We start from the raw sequence: 14,326 nt of genomic DNA on the forward strand, positions 1-14,326 counted from the left end.
TCAGCCTGCCGCGCCGCTGCCCACGTCGATGAGCACCTTCCCCACGGTCCCGGCCTCGACCGCATCGTGGGCGGCGGCCGTCTGTGCGAGCGGGAACCGGGTGATCGGCAGGCCGGCGTCCGCGCCGACGGACAGTGCCCCATCCGCCACCGCTGCCGCGACCGCACGCACGGCCGCATCTTTCGCATCCGCAGCCGTCGTGTACGTCAACAGGAGCCGGTACCGGATGTTCTTCCCCATGCTCGGCCGCACCGGCACCACCACGGGCTCCCCGTTGTCCGCGTAGATCGCGACGGTCGCGTCGAGCGCAGCAACCTCGGCGTCGAGCCCGAGGTTCGCCGCCGGGTTGACCTCTGCGACGATGTCGACGCCGTGGGGCGCGAGTCGGCGGATCGCTGCCGCCGCATCCTCGGCCCGGTAGTCGACCACGTGGTGGGCCCCTGCTGCCCGGGCGAGCGCCGCCTTCTCGGGGCTGCTCACCGTGGTGATCACCGTAGCTCCGGCCCAGACCGCGAGCTGAATGGCCGCATGCCCGACCGCTCCCGCGCCGCCGGCGACGAGCACGACCACCCCGGACAGCGCACCGGGCGCGAGTTCGCGCGGAGCCCGATCGGATGCCGTGAGCGCAATGTGCGCGGTCAGCGCCGGGATCCCGAGCGACGCGCCCGCGTCGAAACTCACGTCATCGGGCAACGGCACCACCTGGCGCACCGGGAGCACCACGAGTTCCTGCGCGGTTCCGTCCGGGCGCTGGTAGGCGGCATCCCACACCCAGACGCGGTCGCCGACCGCGAACCCGGTAACGCCCGGGCCGACCTCGTCGACGACCCCGGCGCCGTCCTGGTTCGGCACGTGCGGGGCGTCCAGTTCGGTGAGGCGGCCGCCGCCCGAGCGCGACTTCCAGTCGGTCGGGTTGACGCCGGAGACGTGCATGCGCACCCTCACCTCACCGGGCGCGGGATGCGGTTCGTCGCGCTCGCCGAGCTCGAGAACGGATGACGGACCAGTTGTGCGGTAGCTGACGGCCTTCATGGTCCCAGCCAATCACGACCTCACCCGGTCGCGCACCCGCCCGAGCTGACCGGCGCCGAGCCGACCTTCGCGAGGACCGGCCGCAGTTCGGCGAGTGTGAGCGCATACCCGGTCTCCGGGTCCGTCGTCGACCGCGCGAACACTACGCCGGAGACCTTGCCGCCCGCATCGAACAACGGGCCGCCCGAGTTGCCCGGCCGAACACTCCCGCGCAGCGAGTAGATCTCGCGGTCGACTGTCGCGCGCTGGTAGATGTCGCCGCCCCGGGCGACGAGCTTTTCGCGCACGCGTTCCGGGCTGACCGTGTACGGCCCGTCGCCCGGGTAGCCCGCGGCGTACGCGGGCTCGCCTGAGGTGAGGTCGCTGCCGAGGGGGAGCGGCCGCTCGGAAAGCCCGCTGACCTGAAGAACCGCGAGGTCTCGCTCGGGGTCGAACGCGACCAGGCTGGCCCGCAGCGTCCGGCCGCTGTTCGCATCTTTCACGTAGATCGCGTTGGACCCGGCGACGACGTGCGCATTGGTGACCACGCGTCCGGGTGCTTCGACCCAGCCGCTGCCCTCGGAGTCCACTCCGCACCCCGGTTTCGCCGCGAGCACTTTCACGACCGAAGCCGACGCAGCGTTGACGGCGGCGGGCACACTCGGGTCGGGCGCGGCGATGGCACGGATCGGTTCGCCGCCTTCGAACACCTGCGGAAGCCCGGCCTGCGCGAGCGCGTCGTCGACGGCCCCGAGCACGGTCGACGACGGCAGGGGAGCGATCGAGTCGAGTGTCGCCACGACTCGCGACGTCGACGCGGCCTCCACGACCGCCGCCAGGTTGGTCGCCTGCGCGAACCCGGCGAACAGCCACACGAGCACCGCCCAGGTCAGCAGTCCGAGGATCGAGCCGGCAAGCGAGTCCAGCCAGCGGATCGGTCCGTGCCGCACGAGTTTGCCGAGCATCCCTGCCAGTGCGGTCGCCAGGCCGTAAGCGACGGATGCGCACACGAGGATCACGAGGGCGGCGACGATCGTGCGCTGGCTGAGCCCGTTCCATCCGACGGCGGCGAGCCACCCAACGACGATCGGTGCGAGCGCGAGGCCCGCCCATAGCCCGACGATGAGCCCGACGAGGGAACCGGCCTGGCGGATGGCGCCATTCGACCAGCCGACGGCGAACGCGATGACGGCGAGCACGATGAGCACGGCGTCCACCACGATTTCCACGTGATCACATTGACGCACGTTTCTGGGCAGACGCTGCGGGCGCGCGGCAAGTCGGCGGATGACGTGTGGCGGCATCGTGACGCCGTTTGGCGCGCAGTAGACCACGTAGTCTAGAGTGCAGGGGAGCAGGGGGAACATGGCGAACGACGACCCGACGGCGGATGCCGTCATCGGGGCTTTGTGTGCTGCGCTGATCGGGCGCGGAAGCCGCCTCGTCATCGACGGCAGGCTCGATCCGGTGCTGGAGGCGAACTCGCGCTCGATCCTCGGAGAGACGCTCGCGGGAGCTTATGCGATGCGCGCCGGCCAGGAGCTCGACCTCGTCTCCGTGGACTACGCGAAGCCCCTCGACCTGGTGTCGACCGGCACGCTGCGCGCGGTGCAGAACCAGCATCCGGCCGAGAGCCTGATGGCCGCCGAGGTGCTCTTCGGTGTGGCCCTGCCGCTTGTCGTGGAGCGGCTGCGGGACGTGTCGGGTAGCGAGACGGATGCCGTGGTCGTCGCCCGTCTCCTGCATCACGCCATCTGGCGTCGCTTTCCGCCGGGCGCCATCGCGTACGTCGAAATCATCCGTGCCCGCTTGTCGAGTGCGCACCAGGACAGTCGCCGCCGCGTCTCGCGGGAACTGCACGATCGTGTCGCCCACGGCATCCTGGCCGGACTGCAGCGGGTCGAGCTGGCCGCGCTCGACGACGAAGACGCGGCGGATGCGGGCCAGGCTCACCTGCGCGACGCGATCGCGCTGCTGCGGCGGGCCCTCGCCGACGTGCAGGACATGGCTGTCGAACTGCGGCAGCTCGTGGGCGACCGGGTTCTCGACGACGCGATCGCCGACTATCTGGTCGACGCGGAGGCGGTGTCCGACCGGGTCGTCGTCGAGAGCATCGGGAGGGCGCGCATCCTGCCGCCCGGAGTCGCAGACGAGGTGTTCACGATCGTGCGCGAGGCGATCCGCAACGCGCGCGACCACGCCCACGGTGCCACCGCGATCACTGTCCGGCTGGAGTGGACGGACGCCCTCGCCGTGTCGGTGGTCGACAACGGTCCGGGTTTCGATCCTGTCGCGGTAGCGGATGCGGGGCTCGGACTGCTCAGCATGCGCGAACGCGCCGAGTCGATCGGCGCCAGGCTGGAATGCGTCACGGGTCGGGGCGGTACGAGTATCCGGGTGCGGCTGCCGCTCGGCGAGGTGCGCACATGACGCCGGGAATGCACGAGTCGGGTTCCGCCGGTCGCGCCGCCGGTGCCGCCTCCGGCAGGGAGGGCGTACCCCGCCGCACCGGTCCCGTGACGATCCTGATCGTCGATGACCACGATCTGTTCCGCGAAGGGGTCGCCGCGATCCTGCGACATGACCGACGGATCGCGGTCGTGGGGGAGGGAAGCAGTTCGCACGATGCGGTCGCGCTCACGGCATCCCTCGACCCCGATGTGCTGCTGCTCGATGTGGAGCTGCCGGGCGGGCCGGCGCGGGCGACGGTGGCGCGCATCCATCGTTCGTCCCCGCGGACGCGGATAGTACTGCTGACCATGCACCGGGACAGCCTGCTGAAAGAGGAACTCCTGGCGGCGGGGGCCTTCGTCTACCTGACGAAGACGACCCCGAGCGCGCAGCTGGTGCAGACCGTGCTGCTCGCGGGCGCGGTCGCGCGAGGGCTGATGCCTGCGCCTGAGCGCAGCGCGGTCGCCGTCAGCCGTCGCACGACGATCCTGTCCGCGCGCGAAGAAGAAGTGCTGCACCTGCTCGCACAGGCACGCACGAACCGCGACATCGCGGAGGCGATGAGCATCGCGGAGGGAACGGTCAAGCGCCACACGAGCAGCATCTACGCCAAGCTGGGCGCCCGGTCACGTATGGAGGCCGTGCGCAAGGCGGTGCTGCTCGGCATCTTCACCCGAGACGAGCTCTGAGGGGCGCGCTCGCCTGCTCGCCTGTGCTCGGGTTTCACGCTGGGCCCACGCGTGGCCCGGGAGGCCGGGGACGCCCGGAATGCCCGGAATGTGACCAACGGCACATTCCGCGCCGGGTGGCAGCGTCGATAGAGTCACGGTGTTCGGGGAGTCTGCGGGGGCCGTGACCGGCCAAGCCGGTCGCACGGAGCCTCCCCGCGACGTCTGACTGTCGCGGCCGCCGCAGGGGGTGCGGGGGCCGCGGCAGCCTACGCGTGAGGCGAGCGGGCCGCATCCGGGCGAGTGGGGCCGCGGCAGTCTACGCGTGGGGCGAGCGTGCCACATCCGGGCGAACGTGTCCCGTCCGCCGGTCACGCTCGTCCGCAAGAGGCCCGGTGGGCGGATACTGAATCCATGCGCTACAAGAAACTCGGCACCACCGGCCTCGACGTGTCCGCTCTCGCCCTCGGCTGCATGACTTTCGGGGAGCCCGAACGCGGCAACCATCCCTGGTCGCTGCCTGAGGACGAGAGCCGGCCCATCATCAAGCAGGCGCTCGAAGCGGGCATCACCTTCTTCGACACCGCCAACGTGTATTCCGACGGCTCGAGCGAAGAGATCGTGGGCCGCGCCCTGCGCGACTTCGCCGACCGCGACGCCGTCGTCATCGCCACCAAAGTGCACGGCGTCATGCGTCAGGGTCCGAACGGCCGCGGCCTGTCGCGCAAGGCGATCCTCACCGAGATCGATCACAGCCTGAGGCGTCTCGGCACCGACTATATCGACCTGTACCAGATCCACCGGTGGGACCCGCACACGCCGGTGGAGGAGACGTTGGAGGCGCTCCACGACGTGGTCAAGGCAGGTAAGGCCAGGTACATCGGTGCTTCGTCGATGTACGCATGGCAGTTCAGCAAAGCCCTCTACCTGCAGCAGTTGAACGGCTGGACGCGTTTCGTCACGATGCAGGACCACTACAACCTGCTCAACCGTGAAGAGGAACGCGAGACGCTTCCGCTCTGCGCGGACCGGGGCGTCGGCGCGCTGCCGTGGAGCCCGCTCGCACGCGGCAAGCTCACCCGCGACTGGGACACGACCACGGAACGTTCGCAGACCGACGAGTTCGGCAAGACGCTGTACGTCGAGCAGTCGGACAAAGCGGTGGTGGATGCGGTCGCCCGCGTCGCCGAGGCCCGCGGCGTTCCGCGCGCACAGGTCGCGCTCGCCTGGGTATCGTCGAATCCGGTCGTGACGGCGCCCATTGTAGGCGCGCGAACGCCGGAGCACCTCGAGGATGCCGTGGCATCGCTCGACATCACGCTCACCGACGACGAACGGGCGCAGCTCGAGTCGCCGTACGTGCCGCATCCCATCGTCGGGTTCTGACCCGCGGGCGCGGTCGGGCGGCCGCGCCGCGGGTGACCCTTCCGGACGAGCGTGCCCTGCCGTCGTGCGCCTCGGCCGGGCCCGTCGCGCCGAGAGTGGCCGTTCCGGACGAGCGTGCCCCGCGCAACCGGCACGCTCGCCCGGAAGGGGCACGCTCGCTGGGCCAGGCCGCCGAGATGGCCGCGCGCTACGCGCCGTCCCGCGGGCGGCGTCGCGCTGTGAGCACCACGATGAGCACGCCGGCGAGGGCGAGCACCACGATCGCGATCGCGATCCCGAGCACGAGGCCGAGGTCGCTGGACTGCGCCGCGGAGCCGCCTGTCGTTCCGCCGGACGAACCGGACCCGGTGCCCGCACCGGGCGCCGCCGTCTCCAGCTGCCCGCAGGGCGGCCCCACCGCGTTGCCCGCGGAGGCGATCGTGCCGGCGGGTGGTCGGTACGTGAACGCGATCGAGCTTGAGACCGTGTGTCCGTCAGCGGAGACGATCTGCCACGTGACCACGTATTTTCCGCCCCCGCCCAGCGACACCGGAACCGACAGCACCCGGTCGAGCACGCTCGCGCATCCGGTTTCGTAGTGGCGCGCGTCGGGTCCGGTGACCTGCATGAGTGAGCCGCTTCCGTCGCCGCTGAGGTCGAGGATGCGGTCGTTGAACGTCACCGAGACAGTGGTCAGCGGCTCGGTCTGCACGGAGCCCGCCTTCGGCGTGCTGTCCACGAGGTAGTCGTGGGCGCTCGCGCCGGCCGCGGGCGCCAGGGCGAGCATGCCCGCGACGAACAGAGCGAGCAGACCACCGCCGATGGTCCCTCGGGTCGCCCAAGACCTGGTCATGTCAGGAATCCGTCCCCGACGCCGAGCCCGTCGCCGACGCCGCACTCGACTCCGGCCGCCCTCGCCGTGTCAGCGCGAACACCGCGACCACGAGCGCGACGGCACCGAGCGCTAGGCCGGCGATCCCGAGTGCGATGGCCACCGTGCCGGTAGCGTTTGACTCCGAAACAGGCGCCGGCGTGCTCGTCACCAGCGCGCGCACCGTCCCGGGCTCGGCGGGCGCAGGCGAGTTCACGTAGAGGGTGGGTGCCGGATGCTCCGGCTCCTGTCCGGATGCGGGGGTCGGCTGGTTCCAGTTCACGACGGTGCCGTCGGAGTACGTCTGCGTGACCGGAAGCAGGAGACTCCCGGTCTCCGGTACGGGCCCGGCCTGCACGACGAAGTCTTCGAAGGCGCCCGGTCCGACCTGGACTCCGGGGGCGGCGGTCCAGGTGACGCGGATGGGCGCCTCGGTGACGGTGCCGTCATCCGTTTTCACCGGCGTTGCCAGCTTCTGGGTCACGACGGTGGTCTTCCAGCCGGGCATGGGCTGGTAGGTCACTGAACTGAACGGGTTCTTCGTGGGCAGGTCGACTTCGAGTTTGACCGTTCCGGCAGTCGCGGACTCGGTCGGAACGGTGAACGTGAGCGTGGTGTAACTGCCGGGTGTGGCCTGGTTCGGGTCGACGTGAACGTGTGCGCTCGCCGCGAGCGGTGCTGCGACAACGAGTGCCGCGGTCGCCGCGACAGCTGTGGCGGCCCGGGCGAACGTGCGTACGGTAATGCGTTTCTTCACGGTGGTGATGGTCCTCATCTCGGCCGCGTGACGGCCGGGTTGCATGGTGTCGACGCGATCGTGTACCCGCCCATCATTCGGAGCGGGGACGGGTTCGGATCGCGGAATCTGCGGAGGCCGCGCGTCAGCCGAGCTGTACGCGCAGCGACACCAGAGGAGGTCCGCGGTGTCGCATCCGGCCGATGAGGATGCCGAGGTCGCGCAGTACCAGCGCGCCGCTTTCGCCGTGCACCGGCTCCGGCGTGAACACGTCGGCGACGGGGACGACCACGTGCCGTACGACACGGCCGAGCTGCATTCGCGCCGTCTCGAAGAGCCCCCAGAACGCCTGCTCGCCGAAACGCAGTGCGACGATCGTGACCAGCGCGGCGGACGCGTGGCTCAGCCACATCATCGGGCTGTCGGGGATGACACTGCTCGACTGCATGTGCTGGCCGGCCATGGCAATGAGGTGCGACCCCGCATGCACGTGGGCCATCCCATCCGCAGAAACGAAGCGGGTGCCACCCGCCCCGAGGCTGAAGAGTGCGTGGAACAGGGTCTGGCTGACGACGACGGATGCCGCGAGCCGCCACGTGGACGCCCGACGGCCGGTCAGCGCGAGCGCCGCCAGCGCCGAGAATGTCAGGCTCAGCGTGATGGCGAGCCCGCTCGGGGCCGTGCCTCCGCCGGCGACGTGGAAGAGCGCCGCGACGAACGTGGCGAGGGTCGCCGCGACGAGGCCGCGTACGACTCTCGCCCACCGCGTTGCCATGTCCACTCCAGCCGTCGCACCCGCACTCGTCAGGCCAGTCTATCGGCGGCTTTCCAGCACGACCCGGTTGTCCACAGCACGCCAGAGCCGACCGGTCGGGGGTGCCTCGACCGCGTGGGAGCGGGCAGCCAGTGCTGTCCCGCATTCGGGGAATTGTGGGCCGGCAGCGGCTCAGCTACGCTCGACCGGCGTGCCAGAGTCCTGTCGCGACACAGGACGACGGAAGGCCGTGGTATGCCGCGCGGTGCACAAACATCCCGCACGTCGAGCGTTGGTCGTAACGTTGGGGCGGCGGTGATACTCGCAGTGGTGTCACTGTCGCTCTTCGTCCCGGCCGGGGCGGCACGGGCCGACGTTGCGCCGCCGAACCTGGTCCAGTCGGCCACCATGGGTTCGCTCTATGGCGTTTCGGGAAAACCGGTTGTGGATTCTTCCACGCACACCCTGTTCGAAGCCGTCGATTCGTCGTTCGGAACTGGGCCGAGTGAGATCCGCGAAGTGAACGACCTGACCGGTGAATTGATTCGTCAGATACCGCCGTCTCGTGACATATTCGTCGCCGAGTCGGCGCTCGCGGTCGACGAAGCCACGAACACCGTGTACATAGCCAGCGGGCTCTTCGTGGAAGCGTTCAACGCTGCAACCGGCGCAGAAATCTTCGAGATCCAGGTTCCGGACTACACGTACGCGACGAACGTGATGCATCTGGTCATGGACCCGGTCACTCATGACCTGTTCGTGGGAGTCGGCACGCACCTGTACGAGCTCGCCGGCGACACTGGCGCAGTCGTCTCGCAGGTTGCGGTCCCCTTCCCGATCACATCGCTCGCTGTCGACACTGCGTCGCGCCTCGCCTTCATCTCCGAGTTCGATCAGGGGCTTGTGAAGGTCGATCTCTCCACCTTCACGGTGGTGGCGACGTCCACGCAGATTGAGGTCGCCAACCTGGCGGTGGACCATGGAACCGGCCAACTCTTCGGTCAGGTGGGCCAATACGCACTCTCGCTCGGGTCTTTCTCCGAGTCGTCTCTCGACCGTATCGCGACGCCGTTGACGGGGATCCAGGACTTCGTCGTCGATTCGAGCCGCGGATTCGTTTACGTCTCCAACGCAGGTGGGACCGCTTTGTATGAGCTGGATCTCTCTTCGGACACTGTCGCTCGCACGGTTCAGATGGCGCCCTCAACGATATTCATACCGCAGGTGGAGGATCTCGGAACCGGGAACCTGTTCAATACCGACGAACAGAATTCAGACAGCATGATCAGGGTCCTCGCGGAACCGTCGGCGATCACCTCGGGTGCGCCGACCAAGGGTGAGACCTGGACCGACTATTCCTTCTCCCTCTCGATGTCGCCGACAGGAGTCTTCTGGAGCCTCATCTCGGGGACACTCCCCCCTGGGCTGACCCTCGACGCGACGACCGGCGTCCTTTCCGGCACCCCGACGACTGTCGGAAGCTACACCTACACGGTGACGGGTCGAGACGCGACCGGCGCCGGATCCACCGCGACCTACACCCAGCTGATCGGTCTCAACCGCGTCGTCGCACAGGTGTTCGGGCCGGATCGCTATCAGACTTCGGTCGAAGCCGCCAAAGAGGCGTTCCCGGATGGTGCCGATGTCGTGTTCGTCGCCGACGGCAACAATTTCCCCGACGCACTCTCGGCGGGCCCGGCTGCGACCAAACTGGGCGCCCCCGTTCTGCTGACAGCTCCGGATTCTCTTCCAGCGGCAGTCGCGCGGGAGATCGGCAGTCTCGCTCCGTCGAAGATCGTCGTCGTGGGCGGGACCGGTTCTGTATCGAACAGCGTTGCGGCGCAGTTGGCCCAGCTCGTGCCGAACACGGTGCGCTGGGCTGGGGCTGATCGATACGCCACCAGCCGGGCAGTCGATTCGAACGCCTTCGGGTCGGACATTCCGAACGTCTTCGTGGCGTCCGGGAACAATTTCCCGGACGGCCTCTCGGCGGGAGCCGCAGCAGGCGCCCTGGGCGCCCCTCTTCTTCTCGTCAACGGGAGTGCCGGCGCGCTTGACGCGGCCTCGGCTGGTTTCCTTGAGCGATCCGGGGTCTCGTTCGCATACATCGCCGGCGGTACGGGCGCCGTCTCCTCCGGCGTTGAAAACGGTCTCTACAACTCAGTGTTCGGCGGGGTCTCACGTTTCGCGGGTTCTGACCGATACCAGACCGCAGAGAAGATCAACGAGGCGGTCTGGAACGCTGACGGCACGAATACGTCCGAGCCCGGCTCGAACCTGGCTTTCCTCGTCAACGGACTCAACTTTCCGGACGCCCTCTCGGCGGGTCCCTGGGCCGGAGGTACGAACGCGCCCATGTACCTGGTGCCACCAACCTGTGTACCCAACAAGGTGATCAGCGACCTGAACGGTCTCGGCGTCTCGTTCGTCGTCCTGGTGGGCGGTCCCGGTGTCCTGACGCAGCCGGTCGCTGAACTCAAGCCGTGCAATCCGTCGGAATCGGTCGCCATCGACGAGTTCGCACCGCCGGGCGGGAGTTCACATCAAGCTCCGCCCCCGCTGGATGTCGCCGGGCACGCCAAGCGTCCCCGGCAGCCTTCCGTCGGCTAGCGCTGGAAGCCGCCGCCGCTCAGTGCAGGTGGTCGCGCCAGTCTTCGGGCACGCGACCTTCCGGGCCGGGAACCGGCTGGTCTTCCGGATGGCAGACCGGAGGCGTGAGTTCCGGTCCCTGCAGTAGCACGTCGGTCGGGTAGTCGTAGTACCAGTGCTCGCCCGGTTCGAACGAACGGATGAGCGGATGCCCGGTGGCCGCCGCGTGCGCCCGCGCGTGCTGCGAGGGGGAGCTGTCGCAGCATCCGATATGACCGCAGGTCGCGCAGCGGCGGAGGTGGAACCACCACCCGCCTGCCTGGTCGCATTCGACGCAGCCGGTGCCGCTCGGCGGAACGGTGGGGTCGATGACGCTCGAGTCGGTCATGCTCCATTGTGCAGCCGGAACCCTAGACTCCGTCTATGACCTCTCCCGATCCCGTCTACCAGCAGCAGATTTCGCAGCCGTACACGCAGCCGTACGCGCCGGCGTACGCGTCCCCGTACGCACCCCCGAAGACGAACGTTCTCGCGATCATCGCGTTCGTCGCCGCCTTCGTGGTTCCGATCGCGGCCATCGTGCTCGGCCACATCTCGGTGTCGCAGTTGCGCACGTCGGGGGAGCAGGGCCGCGGGCTCGCCATCGCCGGGCTGATCATCGGGTACGTCTTCACCGCCTTCACCGTGGTGTTCTTCGTCCTGTGGTTGGTGCTGTTCTTCGGGGTCATGGCGACCCACGGTTTCAGTGGCACGCAGGCCTGACGCCGCCGCGGGAAACGGGGCGCGCCGTGCACGACCAGACCTACCTCATCGGGCAACGCGTCGACAGGCTGGTGCGGGAACGACTGGTGCCAGCCCTCGAGCGGGCACGCGCATCCGGCACCATCGAAGCGTGGGAGGTGCCGGATGAGCCGGTGCCGTTCGCGCAGGCCGTCACCAATACGTTCGAACCGTTCTCGATCGGGCAGGCGTGGGGCCGGCCGTGGAGCACCGTCTGGTTCCGGGTCTCCGGAACGGTCCCGGCCGACTGGGCTGCGGCTGCGGACGACATCGAACTCGTCGTCGACCTCGGATTCACAGGTGCGCAGGCGGGCTTCCAGGCCGAAGGGCTCGTCTACGCGTCTGATGGCAGCATCCTCAAGGCGATCGAGCCCCTGAACGGCTACGTTCGGCTGGGCGTCGCGCCTGGCGATGATTTCGAGGTGTTCATCGAGGCGGCGGCCAACCCGGATATCGGGAGCGGCTTCATCGATTTCACGCCGACCCCGCTCGGGCGCAAGGCGACCGCCCCAGCCGTGCCGCTCTACGCGCTACGCCGCATCGACGTCGTGCATCGCGATCGCGAGGTGTGGGAACTCGCCCAGGACGTCTGGACCCTGCACGGCCTCGCGAACCAGCTGCCGCTGACCTCGCCGCGGCGCGCCCAGTTGTTCGCGGCTCTCGAAGCGATGGCGGATGCGGTCGACCCGTTCGACGTCGCCGCCACCGCGGAGCAGGGACGCGCGGCCCTCCGCCCGGCGCTCGACGCTCGCGCCGCAGCGAGCGCCCACCGCATCTTCGCCGTCGGCCACGCCCACATCGATTCGGCCTGGCTGTGGCCGGTGCGCGAGACGATCCGCAAGGTCGCCCGCACCTTCTCGAACGTGCTCGACCTGATGGAGCAAGACCCCGGGTTCGTCTTCGCCGCATCGTCGGCGCAGCAGTACGCGTGGATGAAACGGTTCTATCCGGAGCTGTTCGAGCGCATCCGGGTGCGCGTGGCCGAAGGCCGGTTCGTGCCTGTCGGCGGCATGTGGGTCGAGTCGGACACCAACCTCGTCGGCGGAGAGGCACTCGTGCGCCAGTTCGTCGAGGGGACGAGTTTCTTCCGCGACGAGTTCGGGGTGCAACCACGCGAGGTCTGGCTGCCCGACACGTTCGGCTTCACGGCCGCCTTCCCCCAGATCGCGCGCGCGGCCGGCGCCGAATACTTTCTCTCGCAGAAGATCTCGTGGAACGAGACCAACCGCTTTCCGCACCACACCTTCCTCTGGGAAGGGATCGACGGCTCGCGCATCTTCGCGCACTTCCCGCCCGTCGACACCTACAACGCAATGCTGTCCGGCGCCGACCTCGCCAGGGCCGAACAGAATTTCGCCGACAAAAGCCGGGCGAACACCTCCCTCGTGCCGTTCGGGTTCGGCGACGGGGGCGGCGGCCCGACCCGCGAAATGATCGCGGCCGCGCACCGCACGCGATCCCTCGACGGTTCGCCGACGGTGCGCATGGCGTCGCCGTCAGAGTTCTTCGCCGCCGCCCGGGAAGAGCTCGCCGCGCCAGCCGTGTGGGCCGGCGAGCTGTACCTCGAACTGCACCGGGGAACGTACACCTCCCAGGCGCGCACCAAACGGGGCAACCGAAGGAGCGAGGCGCTGCTGCACGAGGCCGAGCTGTGGGGTGCGACGGCGGCCGTCCGCGTCGGCCACCCGTACCCGTACGACGAGTTGCGCGAGGCGTGGCAGACGGTGCTGCTGCAGCAGTTCCACGACATCCTGCCGGGGTCGTCGATCGGCTGGGTGCACGACCAGGCCGTGGAGACCTACCGGATCGTCGGCGAGAAGCTGGACGGGCTGGTGCGTGGCGCGATCGGGGCGCTCGCGGGGGCGTCCGGTGACGCGGGCACGCTCGGTGCCGCGGCCACGCTCGGTGACGCGAGCACGCTCGGTGACGCGAGTGCATCCAGCGCCCCCTCCGTCTTCAACGCGTCGCCGCACGCCGTCGACGGCATCCCCGCCAACAGCGCGGCCCCGCGCGCAACCGGCGCCCGCGCCCGCCTCACCCGCACCGGCGACGCGCTCCAGCTGACGAACGAGCGCCTGACCGTCGGCATCGACGCAGACGGACTCATCGACTCCCTCATCGATCTCACGACCGGCCGCGAGGTGCTCCCTCCGGGGGAGCGTGCCAACCTGCTGCAGCTGTTCCGCGACACCCCGCGCCAGTGGGACGCCTGGGACATCGACCCCGAGTACCGCCGCCTGGGCGAACCGCTCACCGCAGTCGACGCGCTCGATGTGATCGAGGAGACGGATGAACGCGTCGCCGTGCGCGTCACCCGCAGCTTCGGCGCATCCACGGTCGTCCAGACGATCGCGCTCGCCGCGCGGTCCGGAGCCGTCGACCTCACGACCGAGGTCGACTGGCACGAACGGCAGCGGATGCTGAAGCTCGCCTTCCCGGTCGACGTGCACACGGCGTCGGCGGCATCCGAGATCCAGTTCGGGCACATCGTGCGGCCGACCCACACCAACACCAGCTGGGATGCCGCCCGCTTCGAGACGTCGGCCCACCGCTGGGTGCACGTGTCGGATGCCCGCTTCGGCGTCGCAGTCGCCAACGACTCCACCTACGGTCACGACATCACCCGGCACGAGAGGCTCGGCGGAGGCACGTACTCGCTCGTGCGGCAGACGCTCCTGCGGGCGCCGCTGTTCCCCGATCCTGAAGCCGACCAGGGGGTGCACACGCTGCGCTCGTCGATCGTGGTCGGCGACATCGGGGATGCGATCGCGGAAGGGTACCGACTGAACCTGCCGTTGCGGATGGTCGCGGGCGCCGCATCCGTCGACGCGCTCGTCTCGAGCGACGACCCGTCCGTCGTCGTCGAGACGGTCAAGCTGGCGGAGGACCGCTCGGGGGATGTCGTGGTGCGGCTCTACGAGTCACGGGGCGGGCGCGCATCCGCAGCTCTCGCCATCCGCTTCGGGTTCTCGTCGGTCGTCGAGACCGACCTGCACGAGCGCGAGGTCGCCGCGGCTGCGGTCTCGGAGTTCTCCGCCGGCCGGGTCGGCCTCACGCTGCGCCCCTTCCAGCTCGTCACCCTGCGCTTCGCCCGCACCTGA

12 protein-coding genes are annotated in these 14,326 nt (G+C 69.3%); 6 read left to right on the forward strand and 6 right to left on the reverse strand.

Annotated features, from left to right (window positions below; translation table 11 throughout):
• Positions 1-1,032, reverse strand: a complete 1,032-nt coding sequence (locus ACPPVQ_RS00905) for an NADPH:quinone reductase (RefSeq protein ID WP_426517674.1) — start codon at positions 1,030-1,032, stop codon at positions 1-3.
• A 20-nt stretch (positions 1,033-1,052) separates the two neighbouring features.
• Positions 1,053-2,240, reverse strand: a complete 1,188-nt coding sequence (locus tag ACPPVQ_RS00910; protein WP_426517676.1) for a MarP family serine protease — start codon at positions 2,238-2,240, stop codon at positions 1,053-1,055.
• Between the two features lie 136 nt (positions 2,241-2,376).
• On the opposite strand from ACPPVQ_RS00910, the gene ACPPVQ_RS00915 reads away from it, so the two are divergent.
• From ACPPVQ_RS00915 to ACPPVQ_RS00925, 3 genes are all read left to right on the forward strand, one after another.
• Complete coding sequence (locus ACPPVQ_RS00915; RefSeq protein WP_426517678.1) at positions 2,377-3,441, forward strand: sensor histidine kinase; 1,065 nt, start codon at positions 2,377-2,379, stop codon at positions 3,439-3,441.
• Positions 3,438-4,151, forward strand: coding sequence for a response regulator (locus ACPPVQ_RS00920; RefSeq protein WP_426517680.1), 714 nt, complete (start codon positions 3,438-3,440; stop codon positions 4,149-4,151). The genes ACPPVQ_RS00915 and ACPPVQ_RS00920 overlap by 4 nt, the downstream gene beginning before the upstream one ends.
• A 393-nt stretch (positions 4,152-4,544) precedes the next feature.
• Positions 4,545-5,516: an aldo/keto reductase gene (locus tag ACPPVQ_RS00925; RefSeq protein WP_426517682.1), complete on the forward strand. Its 972-nt coding sequence runs from the start codon at positions 4,545-4,547 to the stop codon at positions 5,514-5,516.
• 187 nt (positions 5,517-5,703) lie between these two features.
• Here the strand turns inward: ACPPVQ_RS00925 and ACPPVQ_RS00930 are convergent, their stop codons facing one another.
• The 3 genes from ACPPVQ_RS00930 to ACPPVQ_RS00940 all read right to left on the reverse strand — a co-directional run bounded on the left by ACPPVQ_RS00930 (position 5,704) and on the right by ACPPVQ_RS00940 (position 7,877).
• On the reverse strand, positions 5,704-6,348 hold the full coding sequence (locus ACPPVQ_RS00930; protein WP_426517684.1) for a copper resistance CopC family protein: 645 nt from the start codon (positions 6,346-6,348) through the stop codon (positions 5,704-5,706).
• 1 nt (position 6,349) lies between these two features.
• Positions 6,350-7,123, reverse strand: coding sequence for a YcnI family protein (locus ACPPVQ_RS00935; protein WP_426517686.1), 774 nt, complete (start codon positions 7,121-7,123; stop codon positions 6,350-6,352).
• Between the two features lie 124 nt (positions 7,124-7,247).
• The gene (locus ACPPVQ_RS00940; RefSeq protein ID WP_426517688.1) at positions 7,248-7,877 is read right to left on the reverse strand and encodes a hypothetical protein; all 630 of its coding nucleotides are present in this window, start codon (positions 7,875-7,877) and stop codon (positions 7,248-7,250) included.
• A 309-nt stretch (positions 7,878-8,186) separates the two neighbouring features.
• On the opposite strand from ACPPVQ_RS00940, the gene ACPPVQ_RS00945 reads away from it, so the two are divergent.
• Entirely contained in the window at positions 8,187-10,466 is a 2,280-nt protein-coding gene (locus tag ACPPVQ_RS00945) for a cell wall-binding repeat-containing protein (RefSeq protein ID WP_426517690.1), read from the forward strand.
• A gap of 19 nt (positions 10,467-10,485) precedes the next feature.
• On the opposite strand, the gene ACPPVQ_RS00950 is transcribed toward ACPPVQ_RS00945, so the two are convergent.
• Positions 10,486-10,833 (reverse strand): UBP-type zinc finger domain-containing protein, encoded by a 348-nt coding sequence (locus ACPPVQ_RS00950; RefSeq protein ID WP_426517692.1) that lies wholly within the window; start codon positions 10,831-10,833, stop codon positions 10,486-10,488.
• 35 nt (positions 10,834-10,868) lie between these two features.
• Here ACPPVQ_RS00950 and ACPPVQ_RS00955 point away from each other — a divergent pair, with 35 nt between their 5' ends.
• Both ACPPVQ_RS00955 and ACPPVQ_RS00960 read left to right on the forward strand, forming a co-directional pair.
• The gene (locus ACPPVQ_RS00955) at positions 10,869-11,207 is read left to right on the forward strand and encodes a DUF4190 domain-containing protein (RefSeq protein ID WP_426517694.1); all 339 of its coding nucleotides are present in this window, start codon (positions 10,869-10,871) and stop codon (positions 11,205-11,207) included.
• Between the two features lie 26 nt (positions 11,208-11,233).
• On the forward strand, positions 11,234-14,326 hold the full coding sequence (locus ACPPVQ_RS00960) for an alpha-mannosidase (RefSeq protein WP_426517696.1): 3,093 nt from the start codon (positions 11,234-11,236) through the stop codon (positions 14,324-14,326).

It is taken from the genome of Leifsonia sp. McL0618, assembly GCF_049994905.1.
Lineage (GTDB): Bacteria > Actinomycetota > Actinomycetes > Actinomycetales > Microbacteriaceae > Diaminobutyricibacter.

Excerpts from the sequence above, each read along its gene's own strand:
- ACPPVQ_RS00905 (WP_426517674.1), bottom strand. The coding sequence starts at position 1,032 with ATGAAGGCCGTCAGCTACCGCACAACTGGTCCGTCATCCGTTCTCGAG.
- ACPPVQ_RS00915 (WP_426517678.1), top strand. The coding sequence starts at position 2,377 with ATGGCGAACGACGACCCGACGGCGGATGCCGTCATCGGGGCTTTGTGT.
- ACPPVQ_RS00920 (WP_426517680.1), top strand. The coding sequence starts at position 3,438 with ATGACGCCGGGAATGCACGAGTCGGGTTCCGCCGGTCGCGCCGCCGGT.
- ACPPVQ_RS00925 (WP_426517682.1), top strand. The coding sequence starts at position 4,545 with ATGCGCTACAAGAAACTCGGCACCACCGGCCTCGACGTGTCCGCTCTC.
- ACPPVQ_RS00930 (WP_426517684.1), bottom strand. The coding sequence starts at position 6,348 with ATGACCAGGTCTTGGGCGACCCGAGGGACCATCGGCGGTGGTCTGCTC.
- ACPPVQ_RS00940 (WP_426517688.1), bottom strand. The coding sequence starts at position 7,877 with ATGGCAACGCGGTGGGCGAGAGTCGTACGCGGCCTCGTCGCGGCGACC.
- ACPPVQ_RS00950 (WP_426517692.1), bottom strand. The coding sequence starts at position 10,833 with ATGACCGACTCGAGCGTCATCGACCCCACCGTTCCGCCGAGCGGCACC.
- ACPPVQ_RS00955 (WP_426517694.1), top strand. The coding sequence starts at position 10,869 with ATGACCTCTCCCGATCCCGTCTACCAGCAGCAGATTTCGCAGCCGTAC.